Genomic DNA, 25,109 nt, shown 5'->3' with positions numbered 1-25,109 from the left:
TCACTCTTGAATGTATTGAACCGGTACTCCGCACCTCCTCGCAAAATCAATCTCGGCTTTCATTCCTGCTGAAATCCCATGTCTCACACCGACCATCACTGCATCGCATCTCGGAATTATTTCTCTCCCTGCTGCAAGACCTAGTTCTCGTTCCTGCTGTTCTGTCTCGTTGAGACACTGTGTCATGTATAGATGAACTGTCACAGGACTTTCGCCCCGCAGCAGTGCCTCTCTTGTCAGTTCTCTCGCATACTCAATATTGCGTTGTAAGGTCTCCTCGTCTTTCGCTTTATACGGTGAACAAATGTATATCATTTTTTCAAATCACCTCATCCATCTTTCCAACTTCATTTCCCCAACAATCCCAACCCTCAATATTATTTCTTGCGAATAATTCAAGACATTTGCACTCCTCTCCCATCAATTCTTTTATTTTGTCTCTTGTAATTGGCGGTTTTGCTGAATGTTTTCCCAATGGGTACTCAATCAACTGTGACACAGAGTTGCTTTTTCTGCTCGGTTTTCCTTTTACTGCAAGTAGACACGGCTCTGTATTTCCTCGTGTCCATCTTCCTAACCCGAAAAATTTTCCGTTTCCGCTACGGTTCAATTTTATCCACTGAAATGCAATACTTTTATACTTGAATCCCCATGCCTCCATCACTTCTAATGCCTCTTTCAACATTGGATATGTAGTCCACAAGAACAAAACACAATCTTTTTCGCATAACTCTTTGATTGGTAACTTCTTGATTTCTTCCAGTGTCATGGTGTCATAATGGTGTTCACATGCTCCATTACATTTCCTATCGTTATACCGCCATGGGGGATCTGCATAAATTACGTCATACTTTTTGTTTGTGTTAAAAATATTGATTTCCATTGTCTTTTCCTCCTGCTGTTCTGTTTTTACGCTGTTGCAACCGCTGTCTTGCCCTGCTGCTCCCATTTCTGACGTTCCTCCTGTTTTCCTGCCATATATCCGGCAATATAGGACTTGTCAACGTCATCCATCTGTGTGAACCGCTCTGCGATATTCTCAATCATTTCTTTTCTTTCATCCTTTGACATATATGTCACGCTCCTCTCTTTCCTCTGATTCTCTCAAGTTCTGCCTGTATGTCTTTTCCGGAATAATCTGCAAGCAGTTTCTCCGAAATGTGATAAGTCCATATTGATGACATCTGCACCGCTGTTCCGATAGGGAGTTTCCCTTGCTGCATCGCTATTCGGATGAATTGCGGTGATACATTCAATATGACTGCTGCCTCGGTTGGCAATATACGTCCGACTTCCATCCGTCTGACCTCCTGTTCTGACCTGCCTTGTCAATGCGTGGGCGGTCATCCCACACAGACGGGCGACTGTTGCCCGTTTCGGCTCTCAATAGTCATCCTCAATCTGTTCGTCTGCCTCTGTGTAATATTCCCCGTCATATCCTTTTGACATGATTCTCTGATAGCATCTGTCGCACACCAGTCTGAACGGGATTCCATGACAATCCTTTGTGAAATACATATCCTCACGATCAACCTCATGTTCGCACACCGGACATGTCCGAATGTCACGCTCCTCGAATCTGCATGACAACCCATTCTGTCTCCTCCTGCAATCCTCGACCGTTCCGTCTCGTCCTGTCATGAGTTGGTTTTTGCAGATGTCGCAATCATTTCCCTCGTTGAAATATTTCATTTCCTGCATCCTGTTTCCTCCTGTGGAGGCTCTCTCGGTCTGTTCATGACCTCGCCTCTGTTCCGGCTGAATTTACCGTGTTGTGTCTTTTCACCTTAAAAAGTCACCGAAAACCTGTCATCCAACTATGAACCTTTTAGCAAGTTCACCCGCTGCCATGTTTCTCACGGTATTCCGACGCTGTCTTTCGGCTTGCCATCGTCAGAGCGTCGGTCGCCATCCGGACGCTGACGGGGCGACTGCTGCCCCGTTTCGGCTTTTATTTTTCCGTCCTGCATTGTATAATCAATACAAGGAGGTGATTTCATGAGAGATTCAATCATTGTTAGCATTTCAGAACTCCGCTCTCTCGTTCAAGATGCTCGTCGTACCGGAAAACAATATGTGCAACTTTCCATTCTTGAGCCTCTTGACGATTCAGACGGTGGAGAACCCGTTCCCGCAGAACTCTCTCTTTGTGCTTTCGATTCTTCGGAGTGCATAGAATTTGATAACATCTATGCACCCGAAAACGAATCCGAACTCAATGAGCAAATTGCAACCGCTGTTCACATGAGTTCTAATTTGCTATGAATTTAGGTCTATCACATACCGGAGATTTGAGGTTTCAGCCTTATGTCTCCGGTATTTGATTCTTCGGATTTCCTTGTCAACAACTTCCTTGAGGCTTTCTTTTTCCTCCTCAGTCAGTCCTTTGACTACAATTTCAAATGCGTCCTCCTCAATCCAAATCGTCACCGTTTCGTTTCCCATGTTTACCTCTAGCCTTGTGTTTAGGTCTGAAATGTGAAATCCGAAAAAACGCTCGTCTGTCGATGTTGTCTCATATATTGGATAACCCGCCCGTTTGCTGCTCTCCTCATTCATTTCATAATCTGTCGGGAAAATCCTTGCTGCTGCCCTCCATGCCTCTGATACGCTGTTCACTTTGATATGTTCCATCTTGTTTCCCTCCTGTTCTTTCTTTTCTGTCTAACTTTATTTAATCCGTGGAGGATGTTTCATTTCTTGAGACATTCTCTTTTTCATAGAAACTCCCGTTTTTGTATTTCCCTCGCCTCTCGAAATTCATCGCATGGCTGATGTCAGTCGTGTGTCTGCAATCTCCTCCGTTTTTATAACAGTTTCTTTTCTTGCAATTTTCTCGCTCTCCATCGCAGAGATAAAAAATTCTTTTCACTTGTATATGTTCCATACTGTTTCCTCCTGTTCTTTCTTGCCCTGTTGTGTCTCCCGCCATATAATAAATGTGCAACCATTTCAATGTGACAGGAGGTGAAAACATGGCTGTTCATCACAATGATTTCAAGACTGCGATTGAACGTTCTTTTGATGAAAGTGACATTAAATTTGACAAAGTTTCCGACCTTTCAAAGGAAGAATTTGAGCGTTTGCTTGCATCTGCTATCAAGGCATGTGTTGAAACACACGACTTTGCTCAACATATTCGCAATCTGAAATGATTTTCACGGAGGAGTGCGTCACCACTCCTCCACAATCTTTCCTATTTCTTTCGCTGCCTTTTCTACAACTTCTGAAATCTGTTTGATTTGTTCCGGTTCGGGGTCGCCCTCAAATTCCGCTCTCACTCTAATCTCTTGATGTTCAGAGACCTCCGTTTTGTAGAAAATAATTTTTTCAATCGCTCCCGTTCCTCGTGTTCTAACATTTGAAATTTGATGTTTCGGCAATTCTTTTCACCTCCTGTTTGTATCTTGTAGATACATCATAATATCTCGTAGATACTTTGTCAATACTTTTTTGTATCTTGAGGAAACTTTTTTATTGATTTTTGTCAGTTACCGTGATATGCTTGAGAAAAACAAGGGAGGTGATACTATATGACGCAGAATGAGCGTGTCAAGGAAGTGCGAAAGACCCTCGGTCTTACACTTGAAAAATTCGGTGATAGGCTCGGAATTAAAAAAGCAGCGGTTTCTAAAATAGAAAAAGGTGAAAATTCTCTCACCGACGCAAATATAAAATCGATCTGTCGTGAATTTAGCGTTGATTATATGTGGTTGACCACTGGAGAGGGAGAAATGTTCGTCGAGACCGACGATGACTTTTTTGAAAGAATCGACCGCATCATGGCGGGTGAAAATGAGACCCGAAAAAATATGATAAAAATGCTCTTGTATGCCTCGGATGATGACATTGAGGCATTTGACAGACTTGTTGATTATTACATTTCTTTAAGAGCAGAAAACAAAAAAGACTGACAGTCTTTTTCAACTGCCAGTCTCGTGGGTGTACAGATATAAAACGAATTTATATATCCTCTTGAGGACTTTTTCGCTTTGTATCTTACCGACTAACTCAATGATAGTCTCTTTGTAATGCAAGGGAACACCACCCCTTTCCGTAGTACAGAATAGCACATTTTTCCATGATTGTGGAAAAATCGGACATCATTTCCATAATTGTGGAAATATCTCTCCGAACGGACGACTATTCGTCACATCATGCTATAATAATTTTATTTGTACTCGGATTCAAACAGGTCGGTGATTTTGACCTCCAGTGCAATCGCTATCGTTTCGAGTTGAAACAATGTCGGTGACACCTTACCGTTTTCGATGTTGTTGAGCGTCGATTTTCCGATTCCGGATTTCTTCGCCAACTCCATCAACGTGAACCCTTTTGAGGTTCTTGTTTCCCATAACAAAACTTTCATCCTGCTCACCTCCTTTCGCAAGGAAAAGTGTACAAGGTGATAGGTTTGTTCTAAAGAATGGAGGTGTTTTCATGAGTGAACTTTTGAAAAGCATGACAACGAGAGTTGTCGGAGTGTCATTTGATAATGATGACGGAACAAGCAGACAGGACATCATTTCCGGCTTGTCTGTTGGAGAGGCTCTGTTGCTGAATTATCATGAATACGAAAACGAACCCGCCTATGCTGTGACGGATGCTCTCGGAAACTGCATCGGACATGTCTCGAAAGAATTGGCTGCGACAATCTATCAGAAATATAAAGATTGTTATTTTGCTGTTTCTGTTGATGACATCACCGGAGGTGATTCCGGTCTGAAATATGGATGTGTTATCAATATAGATATATATGATTCTGCTCCGGAGACAAACGAAAATGAATCCTCGACTGCTGCAACGGTCGTTGATGTCATTCCTGCTCCTGTTCAAAACGCAGAATCAAGCAAGACGAATCGTGTATATAGTGCAATGTTCACCGTTATCGGTGCTTTGCTTATCCTCGTCGGTCTTGTTTTATTGTTAATTGCTCCGCTTGGCGGTGCTGTTGCGATTGTCGGAGGTGTATTTTCAATCGTCATCGGTCGAAAATATAAAAAATCGTAACAAAAAAGACGACCCGTGCTGCAACACGAATCGCCTTTGTGAAACCTCCGTCTCATGCTACTGCAAAAGGCACTGACAGAATGTTCCTGCAAACACCATTCTATCATAAAACCGTGCTTTTTGCATTGGTTTTATTTTTTATACTCTTTTTTTAGGATGGTGATTTTATGAAACTACCGAACGGATTCGGGTCGGTCTATAAATTATCCGGAAACCGACGAAATCCCTATGTAGCAAAAAAGACAAAAGGGTGGGAAATTGACCCTATAACTGGAAAATCAAAACAATTATATATAACCGTCGGATATTACCCGACACGCAAAGAGGCTCTCACTGCATTAGCAGAATACAATAAAGACCCCTTTGATTTACACCATGCAACCATTACTTTCGAGGAAGTATATGAGAATTGGTCGGAAATCCATTTTGAAAAAATCAAGGACACGAATGGTTACAAGGCTGCTTTTAACACATCGCAACCCCTGTGGAAAATGAGATTTGTTGACATCAAACTGGATCACCTGCAAGGTGTCGTCGATAGCTCCGGCAAAAACACTCCCACACTTAAAACCTTGAAAATCCTGTGGGGTCTCATGTATGACTATGCTGTCATTCACGAGATTGTGTCTCAAGATAAAAGAGACATGGTCAGATACGTTGATATAAGCAAGGCGGGAAATCCGAACGCATACAACCGGAAACCTTTTTCAAAGAAAGAGATTTCTATTCTGTGGAAATGCAAGGATTCAAACATATATGTGACCGTCATCCTTATTATGATTTATTCCGGTGTCCGTATCGGGGAACTCCTCGACCTTGAGAAAAGGGACATCCATCTTGATGAACGATGGTTCTATGTGAAAGAATCCAAAACAGAGGCAGGAATCAGAGAAGTTCCCATTGCTGAAAAGATTGTACCGTTCTTTGAATACTGGATGAACCGGAAATGTGACCATCTGATTTGTACACCCGACGACGAACCTTTTCAGTACCGGAATTATTATGATTCTTACTGGATTCCTCTGATGCTTGAGTTCGGTTTCGGGAAATTCGTCATTGATGAAACGAAAAAAGAACCTGTCTATGACGGACACCGCCCGCATGATACAAGACACACCTGCATCTCTCTCCTCACCGAAAAGGAGGTTGACGAGAGATTCATCAAGAAAATTGTCGGGCATAAAGGACAGGGTGTGACCGAAAACGTCTACACCCACATTGAACTCCCGACCAAACTTGAGGCAATCAATTTGATTTGATGGAGGGTAATGTCATGAACAGAACAGAATACAAGAATAATTTTTATAAAGAGCATTATGAACGAATAAACCTCGCAGTTCCTAAAGGAATGAAAGATATTATCCGGACGCTCGCAGCAGACAAGGGAATGTCTATCAACGCATACATTCAAGACCTTGTCAGAAAAGACCAGTGCGGAATGTTCGACACGATGCAGGTTGCAGAAAAGAACAGGGAAATGATTTCCGGAATCACTGGAAACATGCACGACGGATATGACATCATATTCAAGGACGGTCATTCCTGTCACTGCCGGACGAAAAAAGATATCCGGTCATGTATCATTGAATACTGCAAAGAAAAGGGTGATTGAATCGCCCTTTTTTCATGCAAAAATGTGTCTTGCACAAGATTTCAAAAGTATTGCACAAGACACCTGTTTTCGTGTTAGTTACCTGTGTGTTACCTGTTAGTTACCGGAACATTTTCGTGTGTTTTGAGGGTGTCTGATAGATTTTCAGAATATAAAGAAAACCCCGAAAATACTGGATTTTCGGGGTTTGTTGCTCTTTTTCGATATTCGGTTGAATTATCGTTTGCTAAACTGTGGTGCACGACGTGCAGCTTTGAGGCCGTATTTCTTACGCTCTTTCATACGTGGGTCACGAGTCAGGAATCCTGCTTTCTTAAGCACTGGCCTGTAGTCTGCGTCTGCCTCAAGAAGCGCTCTTGAGATTCCGTGACGGATTGCTCCAGCCTGTCCTGTGTATCCGCCGCCCTTAACGTTAACGATCACATCGAACTTATCATTCGTCTCTGTTGCAACCAACGGCTGGCGAACAACAACCTTTAAAGTCTCAAGTCCGAAATATTCATCGATATTTCTCTTATTTATTGTGATGTTACCTGTTCCTGGTACCAAATATACTCTTGCGATAGATTTCTTTCTTCTTCCTGTTCCGTAAAATCTTGCTTTAGCCACTGTAATGTCCTCCTTTCAACCTCTCCTTAAAATTTCAGTTCTACTGGCTTCTGAGCCTGCTGCTCATGCTCTGGTCCAGCATATACGTGAAGTTTCTTAATCATTGCTCTTCCCAAAGGTCCTTTTGGAAGCATTCCCTTTACAGCAAGCTCGATTACTTTCTCAGGCTTCTTATCCATCATCTCAGACAGCGTGGTCTCTCTCATTCCGCCAACATAGTCAGAGTGATTGTAATAAATCTTCTGATTCATCTTCTTGCCTGTTACTTTAATCTTCTCAGCATTTACTACTACTACATAATCGCCTGTGTCGACATGCGGAGTAAATTCCGGCTTGTTCTTACCTCTTAAAACCTTAGCTACTTCTGATGCCAAGCGTCCTAATGTATATCCCGTAGCGTCAACTACATACCATTTTCTTTCAATCTTATCTGGATTAGCCATATAAGTCTTCATTGGTTTACCTCCTGTGAATCATTAACATTTTCATGATAATTATATCGAAATCAGCAAGACTCCGGGGCTTTGGCTTCGTGCTGTTTCTCCTTTTGTCATACTGTCTTATTATATTATACGGTGCCACGCGTGTCAACCATTTTTCTGGAATTTTTCTGTGGTTTTTGTCAGAATCTTCCTGTCTTTCCTCTATTTCATATGTTATAATATCTTCGCTTTCATTTTCAAGTGTTTTCTCGGGGGATATTATTATGCAGAAAAATGTAGATTTATTAAATGGGCCTGTCCTGCCGTCACTAACCAGGCTGGCCATTCCTATTATGGCAACCTCGCTGATCCAGATGGCCTATAATCTGACGGATATGATCTGGATCGGGCAGATTGGAAGCAACGCAGTTGCTGCCGTGGGCGCCGCGGGCATGTATATGTGGCTGTCCAACGGGCTGGCTGCCTTATCCAAGATGGGCGGGCAGGTCAATGTAGGGCATGCCCTGGGAGCAGGACACAGGGAAGACGCATCAAGATATGCCTCGAATGCCCTTCACCTGGCCATCCTATTCGGAATCTTGTATGGCGCTGCCTGTACTATATTCTCAACGCCCTTCATTGGTTTCTTTCGGCTGAACAGTCCAAAAGTAATCGCAGATGCACAGGTTTATCTTCAAGTTACCTGCGGGTTTGTCATTTTTTCATTTTTAAACCAGACCTTCACCGGCCTTTTTACCGCCATTGGGAACAGCCGGGCCGCATTTCTTGCCACGACTGCCGGACTTGCGGTCAACATCGTCCTGGACCCGATGCTTATCTTTGGCATCGGCCCGTTCCCTCGCATGCAAGTGCTTGGAGCGGCTGTAGCAACCGTGATCGCACAGTTTATCGTAACGCTGATGTTCTTGTACTACGCAGCCAAGGATGACCTGATTTTTCATAAGGTAGACGTCCGTAAAAAGCCGGATTCAAAGGCGATGGCTTCTATTATAAAGATCGGCGTTCCAACCTCCATACAGAGTATGATTTTTACGGCAATCTCCATGATTATTGCCCGGCTTGTAGCAGGCTATGGAGATGCTGCGGTAGCAGTACAGAAGGTAGGCTCTCAGATAGAGTCCATTTCCTGGATGACGTCGGATGGATTTGCCGCCGCTGTAAACTCATTTATTGCACAGAATCACGGTGCCGGAAACCGGACCCGTATTAAGAAGGGCTACTCCTCCGCCATGGGAATCGTCCTCATCTGGGGAGTCCTCTGCACCTTTCTGCTGATCCTATGTCCGGAGCCGATCTTCCGAATCTTTATCCGGGAAGCAGATGTAATCCCGCTGGGTATTGACTACCTGATCATACTGGGCGTTTCCCAGTTATTCATGAGCGTGGAGATTACGACCGCAGGGGCCTTCTCCGGATATGGGAAGACGGTTCCGCCTTCTATCGTAAGCATCATATTCACCGCGTCAAGGATTCCTCTGGCACTGGTCCTCACACAAACGGCTTTAGGACTCAACGGAATCTGGTGGAGCATCACCAGCACCAGCATATTTAAAGGCGTGCTCCTTCTCATATGGTTTTTATTCTTTTTGAAACGTGAAATGAACCGGAAATCTTAACCCGGTTCATTTTATCTTTTCACATAATCATACACCATTACTTCGGATCCCTTTCCTCTTTGCGCCTCTTCCACAGCCACGCATCTTAGGATATATTCTTCTGCATCGAAGCAAAGCCCTGCTGCTCCATAGCGTTCCCCCGTAATCTCGTCTTCCAGCCTGAAGCATGTTACCAGCCCATCCGGCGCCGGATCGTCCGGATGAATCTCCAGGCCCGATTTTACGAATAGATCCACCAGGCTTCCATAATCCATTGTCTCTATCATCTTTTCCTCCATAATCCGCTCCTTCCGCCAAGCATGTATTTCTCTTTCCCTATCCTAATGCCCCGGAAACATCTGCCTTCATTATATACTGCCCTTAAAAGCGCTGTTAAACGAAATGCCTGCGGGTATAGTATATTCCTTTTCTTTTTGATATAATATGAACTGGCGGCATATCCTGCCTCCGTCATATATTTTCGTTAGAGGAAAGAGAGGTTTATACTATGTGGGCTTATAACAGCGTATTTTATCAAATATATCCAATAGGATTCTGCGGAGCGCCTACGCAGAATGACGGGGAATGCGTTCCCCGCATCCGCAAGCTGCTAGACTGGTCAGGATATCTTCAGGAACTGGGCGTGGACTCGATCTTGCTGAATCCAATCTTTGAATCCGACAGCCACGGGTATGATACCCGGGATTTTAAGAAAATCGACTGCCGACTTGGCACAAATGATGATTTTGCCAGTGTATGCAAAGACTTACACGCACATGGAGTAAAAATCGTCCTGGACGGCGTATTCAACCATGTAGGCCGCGGATTCTGGGCATTTAAGGACGTACAGGAAAAGAAGTGGGATTCCCCGTATAAAGACTGGTTCCATATCAATTTTGACGGCAACAGCAATTATAATGATGGGTTCTGGTATGAAGGCTGGGAAGGACATTTTGAATTGGTAAAACTGAACCTTCAGAATCCGGCCGTCGCAGACTATCTCCTGGAATGTGTCAAATACTGGGTGGATACGTTTGACATCGACGGGCTGCGCCTGGACGTGGCCTATAGCCTGGATCACGGCTTTATGCAAAGGCTGCGCTCCTATGTGGAGGAATTAAAGGATGGGTTCGTATTGATCGGCGAAGTATTATTTGGAGACTATAATCTGATCGTAAATGAACGGATGCTTCACAGCTGCACAAACTATGAGTGTTACAAGGGGATTTATTCCAGTTTTAACTCTATGAATCTTTTTGAGATCGCCCATTCCCTGCACCGGCAGTTTGGCCCTGATCCCTGGTGCATTTACCGGGGCAAGCATTTGGTAACTTTCGTAGATAACCATGATGTAACCCGGCTTGCCAGCATACTGACCAACGATAAGCATATCCCACTCGCCTATGGCCTGCTGTTTGGGATGCCAGGCATCCCATGCCTCTATTACGGCAGCGAATGGGGGCAGCCCGGGGAAAAGGCGCCGGACAATGACTATGCCTTGCGTCCCTGCTTTGAAGAACCTATGCCGAATGAGCTTACCGAGTATATAAAGCAATTAATCCGCATCCGCCAGAACAGCGATGCCCTCTGCAATGGCTCATATAAGAATATCATTATACAGAACCACCAGCTGGTATTCGAACGCTGCTCTGATACGGAGCGGATCATCGTTGCTATCAATGCGGCAGATACTCCTTATACAGCCTGCCATCAGGATCTGAACGGTAATGCCAAGGAACTTGTGGCCAAATTGGAGGTAAGGCTAAATGGCCAGATCGATCTGCCGCCTTATAGTGTACAGTATATCAAATTTGAATAACTGTCTGTCTTAATCGGGAACTGCGCTTGATATTCAGGCGCAGTTCTCTTTTTCTATCGATATTTCTTCTGCCTACTTTACGGAAATCGTGAATGGCTCTCCGTATGGCTTGTAACTGCTTTCTTTGACGCTCTGGCCTTTCGAAGTTATCTCTGCACTATATACGGATAAAGTCAGGCTCTCAATATCCTGTGTCCTCATCTCATTCCATAGATCCAGCTGGAACCTTCCATTTCCATAATCAATAAACCACACCGTTTCATTTCTGTCATTGGTTCCTCTGAACTGCGTGATATTATCCTTCGGCGTCTTGCCTTCATAGTAAATATAGGTTCCCAGTTCATTCTGTTTGTAAGAAGTCAGCCGGATCTCGCTTCCATCGGGCATCGCTACCTTCTGGTCCAGATCCACCGTCATCGTATTGGCCGCCAGTTCTCTGCCATCAGCCTTGAATGCAAATTCCCATTTTCCATCGCTGATACGATTCACATCCTGGAATTCAATCTTCATCTCCAGTTCTTTTGACAGGTCAAATGCTTCTTTTCTGTCAATATCATACCTGTATATGACGCGCATCTTCCCCTTTTCATAATCCTTTGGCTTAATTATCTGCGTTCCTTTTATCTGCTCCCCATCGAGAGTGACTATAGTACCAAGAAACGGAATCTCGTTATAAATCGGATCCTCCTCCGGTCTTTCTTTTAATTCTTTTCTTATCTCATCAAAGGAGTCAAATTCCAGTCCCCATACTCCCAGCCGTTCCACATCGCCATCCAGCTGCTTCATATGTTTTTTTATGTCTTTTCTCTTAGAGAAATCCTGAATTGTAGATATCAGAAGTTCCCGATCATCTACGACCACGGCTTCAACCTTCACATCAATTTTGTCATCTTTTACGCTTGTATTGATTACGTTCGTATAAGGCGAAACATCCCTATCTGTAATATCCATAGCCAGCCATTCGTTCAAGGAATCTATGGTTGAATTCATGGCCGCTTTTACCTGTTCCCTGAACGGCCCTGCCGCCAGCAGTGCCATACAGATAACTACGCATGCTGCGATGGATGCATACTTTTTCCTTCTTGGCCGCTTCAGTTCCTTCGACAATTTCTTGTTCCATTTTTTCGCCTCGAATTCAGATAACACTTCTTGCGGATAATTTTCTGTATCCGTCTTGATCTCATTCATCAATTCATATATATTCTTCATTTTTATGCCTCCTTCTCTCCGGGATATTCTTTCTGTATCTTCCTCCTGCCTCTGGATATCCTGTTATAGATTACATTTTTTGATAGCCCTGTCTCCTGGCTCACCTGCTCCATATCCTTTTCTTCCATGTATAACTTCAGGAATATCTCCTTGTCCTGTTCTCCCAGACAGCCTAGCATCTGTTCCAATTCATCGGATATTTCACGCTCCACGATCTCTTCCAATCCTTTATCATTTTGTGGAATGTCCAGATCGTCGATATTCTCATAACTGGCATTCTTATAATACTTTCTGAGATAGTCAACCGCTTTATATCTGGCAATGCCGGCAGCCCAATTGGCAAAACTACTCTTTTTCTCATCGTAGTATCCAATATTCTTCCAAATGCCTAAAAATACGTCATTCAGGCACTCTTCCCGATACTCTTTCAACAGGCGCAGATGTCTGTTGACCACGGAAGAAAGCAGGCCTCCATACTGTTGTATCATGTAAGAGAGCGCCTTTTCATTATGCTCTTTTAATTGTTCTATAAAATTAGTCTCTGTTATCTTCATGTCTTTTCTCCCGCGCAGGCAAGCGATAGATTTTGCATCTATTAATTACTTCGTCTGCAGTATCGTATTTTCTATCAAGTTCATAAAAAAACATTACAAAATTTCAAATATGCCTAAGCATCTTTCTTGTACTTTAAGAAAGAATATGCCGGGCAGGACTGCCCGGCAATTTTTCATTATCCGTTATTTACAACTTGCTATTTACAATCTCGAATCATCCTTAGCGCATCCTCCTGGGATAGGCCATACTTATCCATCAATTTTACGGCGATCTCCTGAGCCGCTATTTCCGCAGATACTGCGGTAAGAGTTCCGATGTGCTCATTAGGAGCGCTATAGACATAAGAAAATGTCTGTTCATATTTTTATAAATACTCTATCATGAAATATCCAAAAAATCAATCAAACAAAGGCTGATGCCATATGGACTCTCAACCCATGTGCATCAGCCTTGCGATTTCTTTCCCAAAACTTACCTCATCTTTCCTTTTTCAATACTTTTACGATCTCCGCCATATACATAACATGATAATCCTTGTCCGGATACCATTTCGTATCGTTCTCAGGTACATCAAAGAATTCCGGCTTCATTTCCTGGTGGTATTGCTTCTTGCACACCAATACCAGATCGGCCTCCCGGACGGCTGTGGCCCCATCAACATAAAAAGGATGAAGGCCAGCCATCTCCCATTTATCCTCTACTTCTCTTCCTGATATGGAGCCGCATACATTCAATGCTTTTCTCTGATCATCCGGTAAGAATGATACGGTAAACAGATCATTTGCATCTACAAATTCCTTTGTATAGCGCTGCGGGCGGATATATACGGTAGCAATATTCTTACCCCACATAATACCAAGCCCGCCCCAGCTGGCCGTCATTGTATTACTCTTTTTCTCATCTCCGGCAGTCACGAGCATCCATTCCTTTGATATTTTATGAAACGGGTTGAATTCCAGACTGTCAATTGATATCTCCTGAAATGCCATAGCAATCTCCTCCTATTATTCTGGTCTTTTCTTTTATCTTCATTATGCATCCGCTTTTTCTATTTTGCAAACGCTTCTTAATTCTAATACCTGTTTCAATATTTCCATCGATAGCGTTTCCATTGCATGCTATGAATTTTATTCCTATTTTCCCGCTTTTCTCCCTCCCTTCTATTCCATATGTTTCTAAACTCATACCGCCCATGTCACCTAGGGAACATGGACGGTATCTCTATGCGATCCAAACATCGCAAATGCTTACTTCATCACGATCTTCCGGAAGTTCTTCTTCCCCTTCTTTAGGACAATTCCCTCTCCTGCCATGTCTTCTCCTGCAAACGTGGCATGGATGTCTTCCACTTTCTCGCCATCCACTGCTACGCCTCCCTGCTGTACGGCACGGCGCGCTTCGGATTTTGACGGAACCAGGCCGCTCTTTACCAGCATGGACAGAATGTCAATATTGCCATCTGTCAGGTCTTCTTCGTTCAGTTCAGTGGTAGGCATGTCTGCTGCCGCCCCTTGGCTAAACAAGGTTCTTGCCGCTTCCTGCGACTTCTGGGCTTCTTCCTCTCCATGAACCAGTTTCGTAAGTTCGAAGGCAAGAATTTCCTTTGCCGCATTTAACTGGGCGCCCTCCCAGGAATCCATCTTGTCTATCTCTTCTAATGGAAGGAATGTCAGCATACGGATACATTTCAGGACGTCCGCATCTGCCACGTTCCTCCAGTACTGGTAGAACTCAAACGGAGAGGTCTTGTTCGGATCCAGCCACACGGCTCCGCTCTGGGTCTTGCCCATCTTCTTCCCTTCGGAATTCAAAAGCAGCGTAATCGTCATCGCGCAGGCATTCTTTCCGAGCTTGCGGCGGATCAACTCGGTTCCACCCAGCATGTTGCTCCACTGGTCGTCGCCGCCAAACTGCAGGTTACAGCCGTATTTCTGGAACAGCATGTAGAAGTCGTAACTTTGCATAATCATGTAATTGAATTCAAGGAAGCTCAAACCCTTCTCCATTCTCTGCTTATAGCACTCTGCCGTGAGCATGCGGTTAACAGAGAAATGCGGGCCGATCTCTCTTAACAGATCAATATAGTTTAAGTCCAGCAGCCAGTCGGCATTATTGACCATCAGAGCTTTTCCTTCGGAAAAGTCGATGAACCGGCTCATCTGCTTCTTAAAGCAGTCGCAGTTGTGCTGGATGGTTTCCGGCGTCATCATGGAACGCATATCCGATCTCCCGGATGGATCTCCAATGTAGCCGGTACCTCCTCCGATCAATGCGATCGGCTTATTTCCCGCCTCCTGCAGACGCTTCATCAGACACAGCGCCATAAAATGTCCTACATGCAGGCTGTCCGCAGTGGGATCGAACCCAATGTAGAAAGTCGCCTTTCCTGTGTTTACCAGTTCTTTGATCTCATCTTCATCCGTCACCTGGGCGATTAAGCCTCTGGCCTGCAATTCTTCATAAATCCCCATGTTTCTTCTCTCCTTTTCTCTCTGAAATCTTCTTATTATTGTTGGTTCAAATACAAAAAACGTCCCTATCTAATAGTCAATTACTAGATAAGGACGGATAGTTCCGTGGTACCACCTTTGTTCACCGGCAACTCGCATCACCAGTCTTATTAAGCCTGCGCGCAACAAATTATATGTGCCCTAACTTACGCGTGCCGCAGCTTATGCATGTAACGTATGCCTTGCGTCGCAGCCTACTGATCCTTCCCTGCGTCTTTCTGTAAGGGAACGCTTTCGGTACGCGGCTCCAAGATGTATTCATAATCCCTTCCTTCATGCGCCTCTCATCTGCCGGCAGCTTTCTGTATGGGTGTAACGATTACTACTTCTTCTTTTCATAGCCTTTTACAATATATACTCGCTTGTCTGAAATACTAACTTATTTGTCCTTCTTTGTCAAGACGCAGCCGACACAATTTTCAAGAATATGCCAGGCACGCTCCCGCATTATATCTTAATTGTCATGCCTTCGTTTCCTCCAGCATTCCATCCATTTCCCCGCTACTATCTTCGCGCCCTCCCGGGTAAGGTAATGCTGTCTCCTAAAAACAATATTTTCTTCATCTTTCCTGTACCCCTATTGACATTTTGATTCGTTCGTAGTATATTTTTCTTATGCAGATAAAAGGGAGTAGCCTAACACTTACATGTGTATTTGAAAGCGTCACCCGATACCGAGAGGTATCCGTATCAAATGAGATGTGCAAGACTTTTATCGTGGCGGAAGTCATGATAATGGTCTTTTTTTATTATCTGAATCATAAGTTGCTTCTGCCACGGCAAGAGCAGCTGTCTTTTATCACAGAATGCAAGAAAGGAGGAGTTCTATATGGGATGTCTGGGAAATATTTTATGGTTTATCTTCGGCGGATGCTTAAGCGGCCTTAGCTGGGCATTTGCGGGCCTGCTGTGGTGCATCACCATCGTTGGCATTCCAGTGGGGATGCAGTGTTTTAAATTCGCCGCCTTAAGCTTCTTCCCCTTTGGGAAAGAGGTAACCTATGGCGGAGGCGCAGGCTCGTTCCTGCTAAACATAATCTGGCTGATCGTCTCCGGCTTCTGGCTGGCTGTGGAATCAGCTGTCATCGGGGCGATTCTGTGTGCCACGATCATCGGCATCCCCTTTGGTCTGCAGCAGTTTAAACTGGCCAAACTGGCTCTGATGCCTTTTGGCTCAACCGTATATTAATAAAAGGAGAAACGATTATGGAAAAACAACAATACGTATGTCCCAAGTGCGGAAACAACCACTATGAAAGCGACCAGTTTCAGGCTACAGGAGGCAATTTTGCCAAGGTATTCGATGTCCAGAACAAGAAGTTCGTGACCATCTCATGCACCCGCTGCGGCTACACTGAGCTTTACAAGCGTGCCAATTCCGAAGGATGGGATATCTTTGACTTCCTAATGGGCTAACATGATAATCTATGATACGGGCAGTGCTTCTTCAGGCACTGCTCATTTTCATTTGAAAAATCGCAGGTAATCTTTTCCGGAAGTTCCATCTCTACTCCCAATTCCTCTTTTACCAGTTCTACCGCGGCTATGGCAGAGGTAAAGGAATCCCTCTTGCAGCATCTTGGGCCTCCAAGTTCCGCAATAGACTTAAGCGCCCTGGAAGTCATAAGATTTGACAGTTTCCATGATCGTCCCGTAAGCGGCGTTGCCTTTGTAATAATACTCATGAACATCCCCGTGCTTACCGCTGCTCCGCAGCATCCCCACAGGCCGCAGGCTCCGCCGGGATACTCGCTTCCCCTGGCCTTCATCTCCTGAAGCGCCGCATCCAGCTCGATCTTTCCCCCGCTGTTACGGTATGCCGTAAGAAGGGCTGCTCCCACCATCACGTGATGCTCCGGCCCATGCATGTATATATAGGGGTTCATCATCAATTCCTGCATAATGGCTATGGGATTTCTGGATGTGCTCTTGGCGCATCCTTCCATAATCACCTGGATTCCCTTCTTGGCATGGCAGGCATCGCATATGTAATGCCCATCCTCACAGCTGGCATGACTTTCAAACCTTTTATGGCACATTACGCACTCCATTTCCCGCGCCTTTTCATAATATACGATCGGCTTGCCGCATACCAGGCAGGCCCCTTCTCCTCTTGCAATCATCTTCACGCTTCTCCTTATCTACTTTAACCTCTGGAGCAGGTTATTTTCTCTGCTATGATTGTATCCAAAATTGCTATGATATCCTCTTTCCATCCTTAATTACGGCTTTCAGATTCAGTTCCTGATCAAGCAGCACTACGTTTCCCTTTTTACCAGGAGCGATAGAGCCATACTTGTCATACTCTCCCAGGCTTCTGGCTGGATTCATGGTGGCACATGCGACTGCCGTCTCCAGAGGCAATCCCATCTTCTTAACTGCCGTCCTCATGCAGTCCAGCAGATTGGTAGCCGAGCCTGCCAGGGCTCCATCAGATACCAAAGTTGCCCGGTTGCCTACCACGTTTACATCCAGGCCGCCCAGCGTATACTGCCCATCTGGCATTCCGGTCGCCCGCATGCTGTCGCTGATGAGAATCATTCGATCTTCTCCCATCATCTTAAAGGTTGCCCGAACCACCGATGGATGAATGTGCACGCCATCGCAGATCAGTTCCGCCATCACATGGCCGCTGTCTGACACGGCGCCTACGACTCCCGGCGCCCTATGTGTAAACGCTGGCATAGCATTATACAGATGGACTGCATGGCTCGCTCCAGCATCAAAGGCTGCCATCGCCGTATCATAATCTGCATTGGTATGCGCCAGGGAAATGCGCACCTTGTCTTTCATCTGTTTTATAAATCTGACAGCATCGGCATTATCTTCCGGCGCGATTCCAACAAATTTGACCAGGCCTTCGGAGGCATCCAAAAATCTCTGGCAGATCTCTTCATTGCACTGAATTATATGCCTCTCATCCTGTGCGCCTTTCTTAACCTTGCTGATAAAAGGCCCCTCCATGTTGATGCCTACCAAATCCGCGCCTTCTCTGTTCTCTTTTTTATAAGATGCGGCGACAGACAAGATTCGTTCCAGTTCCTCCACCGTAAGAGTCATGGTTGCCGGTGCAATGGCGGTTACGCCGATAGAAGCCTCGTATCTGGCAATCTCTTCAATGGCCTCTTTTGTCCCATCGCAGAAATCATATCCTTTGCATCCGTGGAAATGGATGTCGATCAGTCCTGGAATCGCATAGCATCCTTCCCCGTCAATCACTTCATCCGTTTCCTGCCAGCCTGCTGCAAACACGCCGTCCTGGATGGCGATCTGTCCATCTATAAATGTCTTGTCTTCTGTAAATACTTTTACATTTTTTATAATCATATTTCTACCTCCTGTTGTCTATTCAAACATATCCCGGCGCTTTGTCCTGCCTTCCTCGAGTGCCCGCAATGTATTGTCATGAAGGACTTCTTTCTCATACTTATCCTGCTCCACGTAATAAGAATATATAATATCCAGCATCACCAGGATCGGAAACTGGGGCGAGATCAGATTTCCATGGTTTAAGTGCTTAAGCGAGGGCAATAGTACGACCTCGCTGCAGAATTCGCCGAAGATATCCTTATTCTTCGCTGTAATCAGCACCGTCCTTGCGCCTCTTTTTTTTGCTTCCCGCAGCAGATACAGCACTTCTTCTTTCTCACCGCTGATGCTGATGCCGAACACCATGCTTTTCTTATCCTGGAATACCGCCTGCATCCGGATCAGGTCGCTGTCCTGAAGCGAATCGATATCCACGCCGATTCTCATAAAGCGGATCTCCATCTCGCTTGCTGTCAGGCCGGAACTTCCCTTTCCGCATACGAAGACTCTTTCCGCCTCATTCAGATACTTCGTGATCCTTGCAATCTGCGCTTCATCCACCAGGCTGTATGTCTTATTCAGCAGTTCCTGGTAAGCATTCAGGACCATCCTGGTATTTCCGGTGATCGTCTCTTGCTTCTCTACAAAGGTCTCCTCATACTGATATACGAACTCCCGGTAGCCTCGGTATCCGCATTTCTTGGCAAATCTGGATAAAGATGCCTCAGACACGAACAGTCTTTCTGCCACAGCCTTTGCCGAAAAGTCCATCTTCTTGTAGTTCTGGATGAAGTAGTCGGCAATATTCTTTTCCACGGTCGTAAAATTGTCATAATTAGATTCTATAATCGGTACTACGGATTTTACATAGTATTCCATTCGTTATCCCCTTTACCTGGCATGAAGACTTTTAAAATGATAGAATGCTCCGAGCATACCCGCGTCATTCCTATGCCTGGCAAATGCGATTCTCGTGCGGGACGCAATGCTTGCCACCAGATACTTGTCCACCGCGCCGCGAATCTTCTTTGCCAGGTACTCCTCCTGAGCCATAATTCCTCCGCCCAGTACCACCACTTCCGGGTTCAGCACATAGCAGATATTCGCAATCCCTTTGCCCAGCACGTCCGCCATCTCATCAATCGCACGGCAGCATTGTTCATCGCCCTTTTTTGCCGCCTCGAATATCCGGTATCCATCCCACTGTTCTTCGGGCTCATTCTTCCATGCAGCCACCTTCTTTGACAGGATGCTTGCTGCGCCAAGCGTCTGAAAATCGCTGCCGTCCATGAGCATGTACCCAATCTCGCAGGCGCTGCTGCTGTAGCCATGGTAGACTTTCCCGTCTATGATGATGCATCCGCCGATTCCTGTACCCACGGTCAGCATAAGCGAGGCCTTCGTGCCTTTTGACGCGCCAGACATATATTCCGCAAGCCCTGCGCAGTTCACATCATTTTCAACCTCGCACGGCAGGCTGAACTTCTGAATCATCGTATCCTTAAATTCTGTCCCCGCATATTGGGGAATCAGCGGCGCCGCATAGAAGATCTCTCCTTTTTCAGTATCTACCATACCTGCCGTTGAAATACATATTCCGCTGATTTCTTCAGACGCCTGGTATGCCTCCACGATTCTTACCGCTTTTTCCAGTATGGATGGCCCTCCTTTGTAGGCCTCCGTCTTCATCTTAGACCGGGTCAGAATCTGCCCCTCCTCATCGATGAGTCCATACTTGATCTCTGTTCCCCCAATGTCAATGCTTACATATTTCTTCATAACGATACCTCTGCTTTTTTAAGTATATTCAGAACCTCTCTGGCCCGCTCCATATCATCTGTCTCTTCAAGCACGGGCCTTCTTTTCTCATTATAGTATATTCCTATATTTTCTGCAATCTCGCTGCCAAGCATATTCAGCGCCTTCATGCAGTAATGTACCTCGTCCTGCAGCAGTCCTTTTTCATAAAATGCGGATGCCATCTTGCTCACAAGAATCAGATTGTCGTATTCCATGCATGCCTGCTCCTGGGCCGCCCCAATGCGGCGGCACCGGGCCAGGTTCTCTTCATCCGGAAGCCATCTTCCTGTCCGGCTTACGAAGGTCTCTTCTATCTTGCATTCCTTTTTCAGTATCCATCCGATTTCTTTCAGGCGTTCTAAATAATAGATGGGGTCTGTCCCGTACTTTCCATCGCTTTCTCCCTGTATCCATATGGCGAATCTCCGCCCGATCGGCGCCCTCATTCCCACATATGCTTCTGCATGCCGGAACTTTTCCATGGCTGCGTCAAGAAAATGATTCTTGTCATGGACCCAATTCTTAATCCTGCTGCCATCCACCGCGTAATGAATGACGCATACGTCTTCGCCCATAATGTCATAATAACGGTTAGCAAATGCCGGGGCGATGGTTCCTCTTCCCTCAGACAGCTGAAGCGTCCTCCCCATAGGAATGAGGGCCTGGCCGGTAAAGTTCTCCAGGTATTCCCATGCATGTCTGCAGGCAGCCTCGCTCTCTTCCGGATTCCCGCATCCTTTTGCATTACTTTGTCCAATTAAAAGCACTAAGTCCATATCCTGTCACCTCGTCTATACTGCAAAAAGGCAAATCCAGAGAGTCTCTCTGGTTTGCCTCGCCGCAGATTATATCTTTACTTTAAAAATTGCCTTCTTTATCCCCTCCGGGCCGTTAACCGCAATTGCAGTCCGGTGTCCGTCGCTTGGATAGCAGACCAGGAAATCGCCATCTCTTAATATTACATGGCCATTCTTTTCTCCTTCCAGCGGAAGAAAATCATCCTTTTCCACAAATTCTTTCTGCTCCATATTCTGTATGAAGTTCACATCAATCTGCTCTGTGCCCCGGATCATCACATGGACATCCAGATAATTCTTATGGGCTTCCCAGAATCTCTCCTCCGGCGTCGTCGTTGTATATTCCACAACGTTTACAAACAGCCGGTCTCCGTCAATCTCATGGCTTCCCTTTTCATAGTCTGCCATATTGTGGCTCTTAAAATACGCAAAGCACTCTTGTACCTGTCTTTCCAGATACGGGAATTCTTTTAAATTCCCAACATTTCCAAATATCATTTTCTATTCTCCCTTGGCTTATTTTTTGAAAACCGTAGTATTCGGAGCCGGTACGGATGTATCGTTCTTTACCTTTCTCCAGATCAGGCTCGCCGGAATGCCTACGACTAAGGATACCGCGATGGAGATCAGGGAGTAGGACCAGATGGATACGGAGCCTGCCGGAGCGAAGTACTTGATACCAACCATGACCGCTGATGCAGCAATAAATGCAAGGGTTGCCCCAAAAGTATTCGCTACCTTTGTAAATGCCCCCAGGATAAATGTTCCTATCAGGATTCCAAGTACCAGTCCCATAAATCCGTTGAACCATTCGTATGCGGACTTAACCCCGCCGTTTGCCAGAACCATGGCTACCACGATAGAGAAGATTCCGACAATCAGGGAAACATACTGTCCAATTTTGGTCTGCTTCTCAAAACTTAACTCTTTCTTGCTAAGCCTTGCCTGAATATCCAAGGTCCAACTGGCTGCCACAGAATTAAGGCCTGTTGACAGCGTAGACTGGGATGCTGCGTAGATGGCCGCCAGCAAAAGTCCCGTGATGCCTACCGGAAGTTCAAACGCGATGTAGGATGCAAAGATCTGATCCTGCGCTGCTGCCGGCGGCAGTGCGTTCTGCTGGTAGAATACATACAGTCCTGTACCGATCAGGTAGAATACAGTAGCAATAAAGATAGATAACGCTCCGTTTGTCAGCATCATCTTATTCAGTTTCTTTGTATCTGTCGTTGTTGTAAAACGCTGTACGATGTCCTGGCTGGATACATAAGAGCCCATCGTATTAAATCCTGCGCCCACAATCATAATGAAAACGCTGTCTTTTAATATATTGATATCAAAGATGGGCTGGTCAACTGCCAGGAATTTGTGTTCTGCAGTAAATGCTGTGAAGATGGCTCCAATTCCTCCGTCAATATGTGAAAGAAGGAATACCAGCGCAAATGTAACGCCGATCAGCAATACAGATCCCTGGATGAAATCTGTCCAAAGTACGGACTTTAATCCGCCTGTGTAGGAATAAATGATTGCGATGACTCCCATAATGATAATCAGCAGATTCACGCTGATGCCAGTCAGGCTTCCCAATACCATGCACGGCAGGTACATGATGATAGACATACGTCCCACCTGGTAGATGATAAACATAACAGCGCCTAGTACGCGAAGTCCTTTGCTTCCGAATCTTAATTCCAGATAGTGATACGCCGTATCAATATCCAGCTTGCTGTAGATTGGCAGGAAGAACTTGATGGTAAGCGGAATTGCCAGCAGCATGCCCAGCTGGGCGAACCACATGATCCATGTTCCTGCATAGGAGTTTCCCGCAAGCGACAGGAAAGATATCGGACTAAGCAGGGTTGCAAAGATAGATACGGACGTTACCCACCACGGCACGGTGCCGTCACTCTTGAAATACTCCTTCCCCTTCATCTCCTTCTTCGCGAAGTGAAGGCCGGCGAACAGGACTGCCGCCAGATATACGATCAAAATAACCAAATCAATTACTGTAAAGCCTTGCATGTCTTTTCCTCCTAAAACTCTCTCATTCGTGTCCGGGCTGGCTTATATTATGCCAGATATTTATCTTTCGCTTCGCAGATCATTCTGGCCGCCTCTTCTACGATCGGCATGTCGCTGTCTATCAATGAGGGCAGCGGCTTCCTGACCCCGCCAAGTTCCAGATTCTCATTCTTCTTAAGAATTTCCTTAATCACCCCATACATATTTCCATGGGCAGAGCACATCTTATAGATGATCGCATTGATCGCATGCTGAAGTTCTCTTGCCTTTTCAATCTCTCCATTCTTCACATGCTCGTCCAGTTTAAGGAACAGCTCTGGCATCGCCCCGTAAGTACCTCCGATCGCTCCTTCTGCTCCGATCACGCGGCCGCTCATAAACTGCTCGTCCGGACCGTTGAAGATAATATAGTCTTCTCCCGCCGCCTGCTTGAACATCTGGATATCCTGCACCGGCATAGAGGAATTCTTAACGCCGATCACTCTTGGGTTCTTTCTCATTTCCTCAAACAGGCCCATGGTAAGCGCGACACCTGCAAGCTGCGGAATATTATAGATTACAAAATCTGTATTCGGTGCGGCAGAACTAATTTCATTCCAGTACTGCGCAATGGCATATTCCGGCAGATGGAAGTAGATCGGAGGGATTGCCGCAATCGCGTCGACTCCAAGGCTTTCCGCATGGCGCGCCAGTTCCTGGCTATCCTTAGTGTTATTGCATGCAACATGAGCGATGACCGTCAGTTTTCCTTCTGCCGCCTTCATCACATTCTCAAGGACAATCTTCTTGTCCTCCACGCTCTGGTAGATGCACTCTCCGGAAGATCCGTTTACATAGATTCCTTTTACCCCTTTTTCCACAAAATATCTGGTAAGTGCCTGCACACCTTTGGGGCTGATGTTTCCTTCTTTGTCATAGCATGCATAGAATGCAGGAATGACACCTTTGTACTTGTCTAAGTCTCTCATAATTCTCTTCTCCTTTTCATTTTTTATTTTTATGTAATGTTATAATGTTCTTATTTCTCTAATTCCTCGGCAAATGACTTGGTAATCAACTGCGGCCTTGTGATGATGGAGCCTACAACAACGCTGAATGCCCCCAACTCGATTACGCGCCTGGCCTTCTGCGGCGTATTGATATTGCCTTCTGCAATGACCTTATTCTTTACATTGGATACGATTTTGCGCAATATTTCAAAATCATTTTCCTCTATCCGATCGCCCTTGCTTTGATCTGTGTACCCTACCATTGTCGTTCCGATAAAGTCAAACCCAAGCTCATCTGCATGAATTGCCTCTTCGATGGTAGAGCAGTCAGCCATAAGAAGTTGGTCAGGATATTTCTCTTTGATCTGTCCGAAGAACTGGTCGATCGTTATATTACCCGGGCGAAGGTCAGACGTCGCGTCCACTGCGATGATCTCCGGCCCTACTTCCATCAGCTCATCAATCTCCTTCATGGTTGGCGTGATATATACTTTGCTCCCTTCGTAATCACGCTTTACGATGCCTATGACCGGAAGATCGACCTGTGACTGTATCTCCTTAATATCTTCCTTTGTATTGGCACGGATGCCTGCCGCTCCGCCTTCTTTGGCCGCAACAGCCATTCTTCCCATGATAAAAGAAGAATGTAGGGGTTCGTGCGGCAGCGCCTGACAGGATACAATTAATTTCCCCTGTAGATTACTCACTCTCTCATTCATTTTTGTGCACCTTCCTTGTCTTTTCTGACTTTAGTATAACAGCATTGTTTTTATTTTCAAGCAACTTGAATCCTTCTGAAAGTTCTTTCATCCTTTTCCAACTACCTTAGT

The 25,109-nt window shown here is 45.4% G+C and carries 36 protein-coding genes; 10 read left to right on the top strand and 26 right to left on the bottom strand.

The window, feature by feature from the left end:
* The 5 genes from HDCHBGLK_RS10380 to HDCHBGLK_RS10365 form a co-directional block, all read right to left on the bottom strand.
* Positions 1–315: a DUF7768 domain-containing protein gene (locus HDCHBGLK_RS10380; protein WP_004605246.1), complete on the bottom strand. Its 315-nt coding sequence runs from the start codon at positions 313–315 to the stop codon at positions 1–3.
* A 4-nt stretch (positions 316–319) separates the two neighbouring features.
* Positions 320–883, bottom strand: a complete 564-nt coding sequence (locus HDCHBGLK_RS10375) for an MT-A70 family methyltransferase (RefSeq protein ID WP_004605245.1) — start codon at positions 881–883, stop codon at positions 320–322.
* Positions 884–909: 26 nt separating this feature from the next.
* Positions 910–1,071 (bottom strand): hypothetical protein, encoded by a 162-nt coding sequence (locus HDCHBGLK_RS18990; protein WP_003506130.1) that lies wholly within the window; start codon positions 1,069–1,071, stop codon positions 910–912.
* Positions 1,072–1,076: 5 nt separating this feature from the next.
* The gene (locus tag HDCHBGLK_RS10370; RefSeq protein ID WP_003506129.1) at positions 1,077–1,298 is read right to left on the bottom strand and encodes a hypothetical protein; all 222 of its coding nucleotides are present in this window, start codon (positions 1,296–1,298) and stop codon (positions 1,077–1,079) included.
* A gap of 85 nt (positions 1,299–1,383) precedes the next feature.
* The gene (locus HDCHBGLK_RS10365; RefSeq protein WP_004605244.1) at positions 1,384–1,701 is read right to left on the bottom strand and encodes a hypothetical protein; all 318 of its coding nucleotides are present in this window, start codon (positions 1,699–1,701) and stop codon (positions 1,384–1,386) included.
* A gap of 297 nt (positions 1,702–1,998) precedes the next feature.
* Between HDCHBGLK_RS10365 and HDCHBGLK_RS10360 the strand changes: the two genes are divergently transcribed.
* Positions 1,999–2,265 (top strand): hypothetical protein, encoded by a 267-nt coding sequence (locus HDCHBGLK_RS10360; RefSeq protein ID WP_004605243.1) that lies wholly within the window; start codon positions 1,999–2,001, stop codon positions 2,263–2,265.
* Here HDCHBGLK_RS10360 and HDCHBGLK_RS10355 read toward each other — a convergent pair.
* Together HDCHBGLK_RS10355 and HDCHBGLK_RS10350 are read right to left on the bottom strand one after the other, a co-directional pair.
* Positions 2,260–2,634 carry a hypothetical protein gene (locus tag HDCHBGLK_RS10355; RefSeq protein ID WP_004605241.1) on the bottom strand — a complete coding sequence of 125 codons (375 nt, stop codon included), beginning with the start codon at positions 2,632–2,634 and terminating at the stop codon, positions 2,260–2,262. The genes HDCHBGLK_RS10360 and HDCHBGLK_RS10355 overlap by 6 nt on opposite strands.
* Positions 2,635–2,674: 40 nt before the next feature.
* Entirely contained in the window at positions 2,675–2,887 is a 213-nt protein-coding gene (locus tag HDCHBGLK_RS10350; RefSeq protein WP_039909298.1) for a hypothetical protein, read from the bottom strand.
* An 88-nt stretch (positions 2,888–2,975) separates the two neighbouring features.
* Here HDCHBGLK_RS10350 and HDCHBGLK_RS10345 point away from each other — a divergent pair, with 88 nt between their 5' ends.
* Entirely contained in the window at positions 2,976–3,155 is a 180-nt protein-coding gene (locus HDCHBGLK_RS10345; RefSeq protein WP_004605240.1) for a hypothetical protein, read from the top strand.
* An 18-nt stretch (positions 3,156–3,173) separates the two neighbouring features.
* On the opposite strand, the gene HDCHBGLK_RS10340 is transcribed toward HDCHBGLK_RS10345, so the two are convergent.
* The gene (locus tag HDCHBGLK_RS10340; protein ID WP_004605238.1) at positions 3,174–3,383 is read right to left on the bottom strand and encodes a hypothetical protein; all 210 of its coding nucleotides are present in this window, start codon (positions 3,381–3,383) and stop codon (positions 3,174–3,176) included.
* Between the two features lie 150 nt (positions 3,384–3,533).
* On the opposite strand from HDCHBGLK_RS10340, the gene HDCHBGLK_RS10335 reads away from it, so the two are divergent.
* Positions 3,534–3,914 (top strand): helix-turn-helix domain-containing protein, encoded by a 381-nt coding sequence (locus HDCHBGLK_RS10335; RefSeq protein ID WP_004605237.1) that lies wholly within the window; start codon positions 3,534–3,536, stop codon positions 3,912–3,914.
* Positions 3,915–4,171: 257 nt separating this feature from the next.
* Here HDCHBGLK_RS10335 and HDCHBGLK_RS10330 read toward each other — a convergent pair whose 3' ends face one another.
* Positions 4,172–4,369 carry a helix-turn-helix domain-containing protein gene (locus tag HDCHBGLK_RS10330; protein WP_004605235.1) on the bottom strand — a complete coding sequence of 66 codons (198 nt, stop codon included), beginning with the start codon at positions 4,367–4,369 and terminating at the stop codon, positions 4,172–4,174.
* A gap of 71 nt (positions 4,370–4,440) precedes the next feature.
* On the opposite strand from HDCHBGLK_RS10330, the gene HDCHBGLK_RS10325 reads away from it, so the two are divergent.
* The 3 genes from HDCHBGLK_RS10325 to HDCHBGLK_RS10315 all read left to right on the top strand — a co-directional run bounded on the left by HDCHBGLK_RS10325 (position 4,441) and on the right by HDCHBGLK_RS10315 (position 6,622).
* Complete coding sequence (locus HDCHBGLK_RS10325) at positions 4,441–5,010, top strand: hypothetical protein (RefSeq protein ID WP_004605234.1); 570 nt, start codon at positions 4,441–4,443, stop codon at positions 5,008–5,010.
* A gap of 167 nt (positions 5,011–5,177) precedes the next feature.
* A complete protein-coding gene (locus tag HDCHBGLK_RS10320; RefSeq protein ID WP_004605233.1) occupies positions 5,178–6,269 on the top strand; it encodes a tyrosine-type recombinase/integrase in 1,092 nt (363 codons plus the stop codon).
* Positions 6,270–6,283: 14 nt separating this feature from the next.
* Positions 6,284–6,622: a hypothetical protein gene (locus HDCHBGLK_RS10315; protein WP_039909294.1), complete on the top strand. Its 339-nt coding sequence runs from the start codon at positions 6,284–6,286 to the stop codon at positions 6,620–6,622.
* Between the two features lie 216 nt (positions 6,623–6,838).
* Here the strand turns inward: HDCHBGLK_RS10315 and rpsI are convergent, their stop codons facing one another.
* Both rpsI and rplM read right to left on the bottom strand, forming a co-directional pair.
* A complete protein-coding gene (gene rpsI / locus HDCHBGLK_RS10310) occupies positions 6,839–7,231 on the bottom strand; it encodes a 30S ribosomal protein S9 (RefSeq protein ID WP_004605231.1) in 393 nt (130 codons plus the stop codon).
* A gap of 26 nt (positions 7,232–7,257) precedes the next feature.
* The gene (gene rplM / locus HDCHBGLK_RS10305) at positions 7,258–7,686 is read right to left on the bottom strand and encodes a 50S ribosomal protein L13 (RefSeq protein ID WP_004605230.1); all 429 of its coding nucleotides are present in this window, start codon (positions 7,684–7,686) and stop codon (positions 7,258–7,260) included.
* Positions 7,687–7,937: 251 nt separating this feature from the next.
* On the opposite strand from rplM, the gene HDCHBGLK_RS10300 reads away from it, so the two are divergent.
* Positions 7,938–9,290, top strand: coding sequence for an MATE family efflux transporter (locus tag HDCHBGLK_RS10300; RefSeq protein WP_039909292.1), 1,353 nt, complete (start codon positions 7,938–7,940; stop codon positions 9,288–9,290).
* Between the two features lie 11 nt (positions 9,291–9,301).
* Here HDCHBGLK_RS10300 and HDCHBGLK_RS10295 read toward each other — a convergent pair whose 3' ends face one another.
* Positions 9,302–9,556, bottom strand: coding sequence for a hypothetical protein (locus HDCHBGLK_RS10295; RefSeq protein ID WP_233440654.1), 255 nt, complete (start codon positions 9,554–9,556; stop codon positions 9,302–9,304).
* A gap of 221 nt (positions 9,557–9,777) precedes the next feature.
* Here HDCHBGLK_RS10295 and HDCHBGLK_RS10290 point away from each other — a divergent pair, with 221 nt between their 5' ends.
* Entirely contained in the window at positions 9,778–11,088 is a 1,311-nt protein-coding gene (locus tag HDCHBGLK_RS10290; protein WP_004605225.1) for an alpha-amylase family glycosyl hydrolase, read from the top strand.
* A 72-nt stretch (positions 11,089–11,160) separates the two neighbouring features.
* Here HDCHBGLK_RS10290 and HDCHBGLK_RS10285 read toward each other — a convergent pair whose 3' ends face one another.
* From HDCHBGLK_RS10285 to tyrS, 5 genes are all read right to left on the bottom strand, one after another.
* Entirely contained in the window at positions 11,161–12,297 is a 1,137-nt protein-coding gene (locus HDCHBGLK_RS10285) for a DUF4179 domain-containing protein (protein ID WP_004605224.1), read from the bottom strand.
* 2 nt (positions 12,298–12,299) lie between these two features.
* Positions 12,300–12,851 (bottom strand): sigma-70 family RNA polymerase sigma factor, encoded by a 552-nt coding sequence (locus tag HDCHBGLK_RS10280; protein ID WP_004605223.1) that lies wholly within the window; start codon positions 12,849–12,851, stop codon positions 12,300–12,302.
* 477 nt (positions 12,852–13,328) lie between these two features.
* The gene (locus tag HDCHBGLK_RS10275; RefSeq protein WP_004605221.1) at positions 13,329–13,841 is read right to left on the bottom strand and encodes a flavin reductase family protein; all 513 of its coding nucleotides are present in this window, start codon (positions 13,839–13,841) and stop codon (positions 13,329–13,331) included.
* Entirely contained in the window at positions 13,816–14,037 is a 222-nt protein-coding gene (locus HDCHBGLK_RS10270) for a hypothetical protein (protein ID WP_039909288.1), read from the bottom strand. Before HDCHBGLK_RS10270 ends, HDCHBGLK_RS10275 begins: the two co-directional genes overlap by 26 nt.
* A 62-nt stretch (positions 14,038–14,099) precedes the next feature.
* On the bottom strand, positions 14,100–15,323 hold the full coding sequence (gene tyrS / locus HDCHBGLK_RS10265) for a tyrosine--tRNA ligase (protein ID WP_004605219.1): 1,224 nt from the start codon (positions 15,321–15,323) through the stop codon (positions 14,100–14,102).
* A gap of 868 nt (positions 15,324–16,191) precedes the next feature.
* Here tyrS and HDCHBGLK_RS10260 point away from each other — a divergent pair.
* Both HDCHBGLK_RS10260 and HDCHBGLK_RS10255 read left to right on the top strand, forming a co-directional pair.
* Positions 16,192–16,551, top strand: a complete 360-nt coding sequence (locus HDCHBGLK_RS10260) for a YccF domain-containing protein (RefSeq protein WP_004605218.1) — start codon at positions 16,192–16,194, stop codon at positions 16,549–16,551.
* A 17-nt stretch (positions 16,552–16,568) separates the two neighbouring features.
* Complete coding sequence (locus HDCHBGLK_RS10255; RefSeq protein ID WP_004605217.1) at positions 16,569–16,778, top strand: zinc ribbon domain-containing protein; 210 nt, start codon at positions 16,569–16,571, stop codon at positions 16,776–16,778.
* On the opposite strand, the gene HDCHBGLK_RS10250 is transcribed toward HDCHBGLK_RS10255, so the two are convergent.
* From HDCHBGLK_RS10250 to HDCHBGLK_RS10210, 9 genes are all read right to left on the bottom strand, one after another.
* Complete coding sequence (locus HDCHBGLK_RS10250; protein ID WP_004605216.1) at positions 16,775–17,485, bottom strand: DUF5714 domain-containing protein; 711 nt, start codon at positions 17,483–17,485, stop codon at positions 16,775–16,777. The genes HDCHBGLK_RS10255 and HDCHBGLK_RS10250 overlap by 4 nt on opposite strands.
* Before the next feature lie 73 nt (positions 17,486–17,558).
* On the bottom strand, positions 17,559–18,689 hold the full coding sequence (nagA, locus tag HDCHBGLK_RS10245) for an N-acetylglucosamine-6-phosphate deacetylase (RefSeq protein ID WP_004605215.1): 1,131 nt from the start codon (positions 18,687–18,689) through the stop codon (positions 17,559–17,561).
* A gap of 18 nt (positions 18,690–18,707) precedes the next feature.
* Positions 18,708–19,550 carry a MurR/RpiR family transcriptional regulator gene (locus HDCHBGLK_RS10240; protein ID WP_004605214.1) on the bottom strand — a complete coding sequence of 281 codons (843 nt, stop codon included), beginning with the start codon at positions 19,548–19,550 and terminating at the stop codon, positions 18,708–18,710.
* 12 nt (positions 19,551–19,562) lie between these two features.
* Complete coding sequence (locus HDCHBGLK_RS10235; protein WP_004605213.1) at positions 19,563–20,450, bottom strand: ROK family protein; 888 nt, start codon at positions 20,448–20,450, stop codon at positions 19,563–19,565.
* Positions 20,447–21,247: a sialate O-acetylesterase gene (locus tag HDCHBGLK_RS10230; RefSeq protein WP_004605212.1), complete on the bottom strand. Its 801-nt coding sequence runs from the start codon at positions 21,245–21,247 to the stop codon at positions 20,447–20,449. The genes HDCHBGLK_RS10235 and HDCHBGLK_RS10230 overlap by 4 nt, the downstream gene beginning before the upstream one ends.
* Positions 21,248–21,316: 69 nt before the next feature.
* Positions 21,317–21,766, bottom strand: a complete 450-nt coding sequence (locus HDCHBGLK_RS10225; RefSeq protein WP_004605211.1) for a YhcH/YjgK/YiaL family protein — start codon at positions 21,764–21,766, stop codon at positions 21,317–21,319.
* A gap of 18 nt (positions 21,767–21,784) precedes the next feature.
* Positions 21,785–23,290 (bottom strand): sodium:solute symporter, encoded by a 1,506-nt coding sequence (locus HDCHBGLK_RS10220; protein WP_004605210.1) that lies wholly within the window; start codon positions 23,288–23,290, stop codon positions 21,785–21,787.
* A 47-nt stretch (positions 23,291–23,337) separates the two neighbouring features.
* Positions 23,338–24,258 (bottom strand): dihydrodipicolinate synthase family protein, encoded by a 921-nt coding sequence (locus tag HDCHBGLK_RS10215; protein WP_004605209.1) that lies wholly within the window; start codon positions 24,256–24,258, stop codon positions 23,338–23,340.
* 50 nt (positions 24,259–24,308) lie between these two features.
* Entirely contained in the window at positions 24,309–24,998 is a 690-nt protein-coding gene (locus HDCHBGLK_RS10210; protein ID WP_004605208.1) for an N-acetylmannosamine-6-phosphate 2-epimerase, read from the bottom strand.
* Positions 24,999–25,109 lie beyond the last annotated feature (111 nt).

Source organism: [Clostridium] scindens ATCC 35704, assembly GCF_004295125.1.
Taxonomy (GTDB): Bacteria; Bacillota; Clostridia; order Lachnospirales; family Lachnospiraceae; genus Clostridium_AP; species Clostridium_AP scindens.
This window is presented reverse-complemented; position numbering and strand designations above follow the sequence as displayed.

Excerpts from the sequence above, each read along its gene's own strand:
- HDCHBGLK_RS10380 (WP_004605246.1), bottom strand. The coding sequence starts at position 315 with ATGATATACATTTGTTCACCGTATAAAGCGAAAGACGAGGAGACCTTA.
- HDCHBGLK_RS10375 (WP_004605245.1), bottom strand. The coding sequence starts at position 883 with ATGGAAATCAATATTTTTAACACAAACAAAAAGTATGACGTAATTTAT.
- HDCHBGLK_RS18990 (WP_003506130.1), bottom strand. The coding sequence starts at position 1,071 with ATGTCAAAGGATGAAAGAAAAGAAATGATTGAGAATATCGCAGAGCGG.
- HDCHBGLK_RS10370 (WP_003506129.1), bottom strand. The coding sequence starts at position 1,298 with ATGGAAGTCGGACGTATATTGCCAACCGAGGCAGCAGTCATATTGAAT.
- HDCHBGLK_RS10365 (WP_004605244.1), bottom strand. The coding sequence starts at position 1,701 with ATGCAGGAAATGAAATATTTCAACGAGGGAAATGATTGCGACATCTGC.
- HDCHBGLK_RS10360 (WP_004605243.1), top strand. The coding sequence starts at position 1,999 with ATGAGAGATTCAATCATTGTTAGCATTTCAGAACTCCGCTCTCTCGTT.
- HDCHBGLK_RS10355 (WP_004605241.1), bottom strand. The coding sequence starts at position 2,634 with ATGGAACATATCAAAGTGAACAGCGTATCAGAGGCATGGAGGGCAGCA.
- HDCHBGLK_RS10350 (WP_039909298.1), bottom strand. The coding sequence starts at position 2,887 with ATGGAACATATACAAGTGAAAAGAATTTTTTATCTCTGCGATGGAGAG.
- HDCHBGLK_RS10345 (WP_004605240.1), top strand. The coding sequence starts at position 2,976 with ATGGCTGTTCATCACAATGATTTCAAGACTGCGATTGAACGTTCTTTT.
- HDCHBGLK_RS10335 (WP_004605237.1), top strand. The coding sequence starts at position 3,534 with ATGACGCAGAATGAGCGTGTCAAGGAAGTGCGAAAGACCCTCGGTCTT.
- HDCHBGLK_RS10330 (WP_004605235.1), bottom strand. The coding sequence starts at position 4,369 with ATGAAAGTTTTGTTATGGGAAACAAGAACCTCAAAAGGGTTCACGTTG.
- HDCHBGLK_RS10325 (WP_004605234.1), top strand. The coding sequence starts at position 4,441 with ATGAGTGAACTTTTGAAAAGCATGACAACGAGAGTTGTCGGAGTGTCA.
- HDCHBGLK_RS10320 (WP_004605233.1), top strand. The coding sequence starts at position 5,178 with ATGAAACTACCGAACGGATTCGGGTCGGTCTATAAATTATCCGGAAAC.
- HDCHBGLK_RS10315 (WP_039909294.1), top strand. The coding sequence starts at position 6,284 with ATGAACAGAACAGAATACAAGAATAATTTTTATAAAGAGCATTATGAA.
- rplM (WP_004605230.1), bottom strand. The coding sequence starts at position 7,686 with ATGAAGACTTATATGGCTAATCCAGATAAGATTGAAAGAAAATGGTAT.
- HDCHBGLK_RS10300 (WP_039909292.1), top strand. The coding sequence starts at position 7,938 with ATGCAGAAAAATGTAGATTTATTAAATGGGCCTGTCCTGCCGTCACTA.
- HDCHBGLK_RS10295 (WP_233440654.1), bottom strand. The coding sequence starts at position 9,556 with ATGATAGAGACAATGGATTATGGAAGCCTGGTGGATCTATTCGTAAAA.
- HDCHBGLK_RS10290 (WP_004605225.1), top strand. The coding sequence starts at position 9,778 with ATGTGGGCTTATAACAGCGTATTTTATCAAATATATCCAATAGGATTC.
- HDCHBGLK_RS10285 (WP_004605224.1), bottom strand. The coding sequence starts at position 12,297 with ATGAAGAATATATATGAATTGATGAATGAGATCAAGACGGATACAGAA.
- HDCHBGLK_RS10280 (WP_004605223.1), bottom strand. The coding sequence starts at position 12,851 with ATGAAGATAACAGAGACTAATTTTATAGAACAATTAAAAGAGCATAAT.
- HDCHBGLK_RS10275 (WP_004605221.1), bottom strand. The coding sequence starts at position 13,841 with ATGGCATTTCAGGAGATATCAATTGACAGTCTGGAATTCAACCCGTTT.
- HDCHBGLK_RS10270 (WP_039909288.1), bottom strand. The coding sequence starts at position 14,037 with ATGAGTTTAGAAACATATGGAATAGAAGGGAGGGAGAAAAGCGGGAAA.
- tyrS (WP_004605219.1), bottom strand. The coding sequence starts at position 15,323 with ATGGGGATTTATGAAGAATTGCAGGCCAGAGGCTTAATCGCCCAGGTG.
- HDCHBGLK_RS10260 (WP_004605218.1), top strand. The coding sequence starts at position 16,192 with ATGGGATGTCTGGGAAATATTTTATGGTTTATCTTCGGCGGATGCTTA.
- HDCHBGLK_RS10255 (WP_004605217.1), top strand. The coding sequence starts at position 16,569 with ATGGAAAAACAACAATACGTATGTCCCAAGTGCGGAAACAACCACTAT.
- HDCHBGLK_RS10250 (WP_004605216.1), bottom strand. The coding sequence starts at position 17,485 with ATGATTGCAAGAGGAGAAGGGGCCTGCCTGGTATGCGGCAAGCCGATC.
- nagA (WP_004605215.1), bottom strand. The coding sequence starts at position 18,689 with ATGATTATAAAAAATGTAAAAGTATTTACAGAAGACAAGACATTTATA.
- HDCHBGLK_RS10240 (WP_004605214.1), bottom strand. The coding sequence starts at position 19,550 with ATGGAATACTATGTAAAATCCGTAGTACCGATTATAGAATCTAATTAT.
- HDCHBGLK_RS10235 (WP_004605213.1), bottom strand. The coding sequence starts at position 20,450 with ATGAAGAAATATGTAAGCATTGACATTGGGGGAACAGAGATCAAGTAT.
- HDCHBGLK_RS10230 (WP_004605212.1), bottom strand. The coding sequence starts at position 21,247 with ATGGACTTAGTGCTTTTAATTGGACAAAGTAATGCAAAAGGATGCGGG.
- HDCHBGLK_RS10225 (WP_004605211.1), bottom strand. The coding sequence starts at position 21,766 with ATGATATTTGGAAATGTTGGGAATTTAAAAGAATTCCCGTATCTGGAA.
- HDCHBGLK_RS10220 (WP_004605210.1), bottom strand. The coding sequence starts at position 23,290 with ATGCAAGGCTTTACAGTAATTGATTTGGTTATTTTGATCGTATATCTG.
- HDCHBGLK_RS10215 (WP_004605209.1), bottom strand. The coding sequence starts at position 24,258 with ATGAGAGACTTAGACAAGTACAAAGGTGTCATTCCTGCATTCTATGCA.
- HDCHBGLK_RS10210 (WP_004605208.1), bottom strand. The coding sequence starts at position 24,998 with ATGAATGAGAGAGTGAGTAATCTACAGGGGAAATTAATTGTATCCTGT.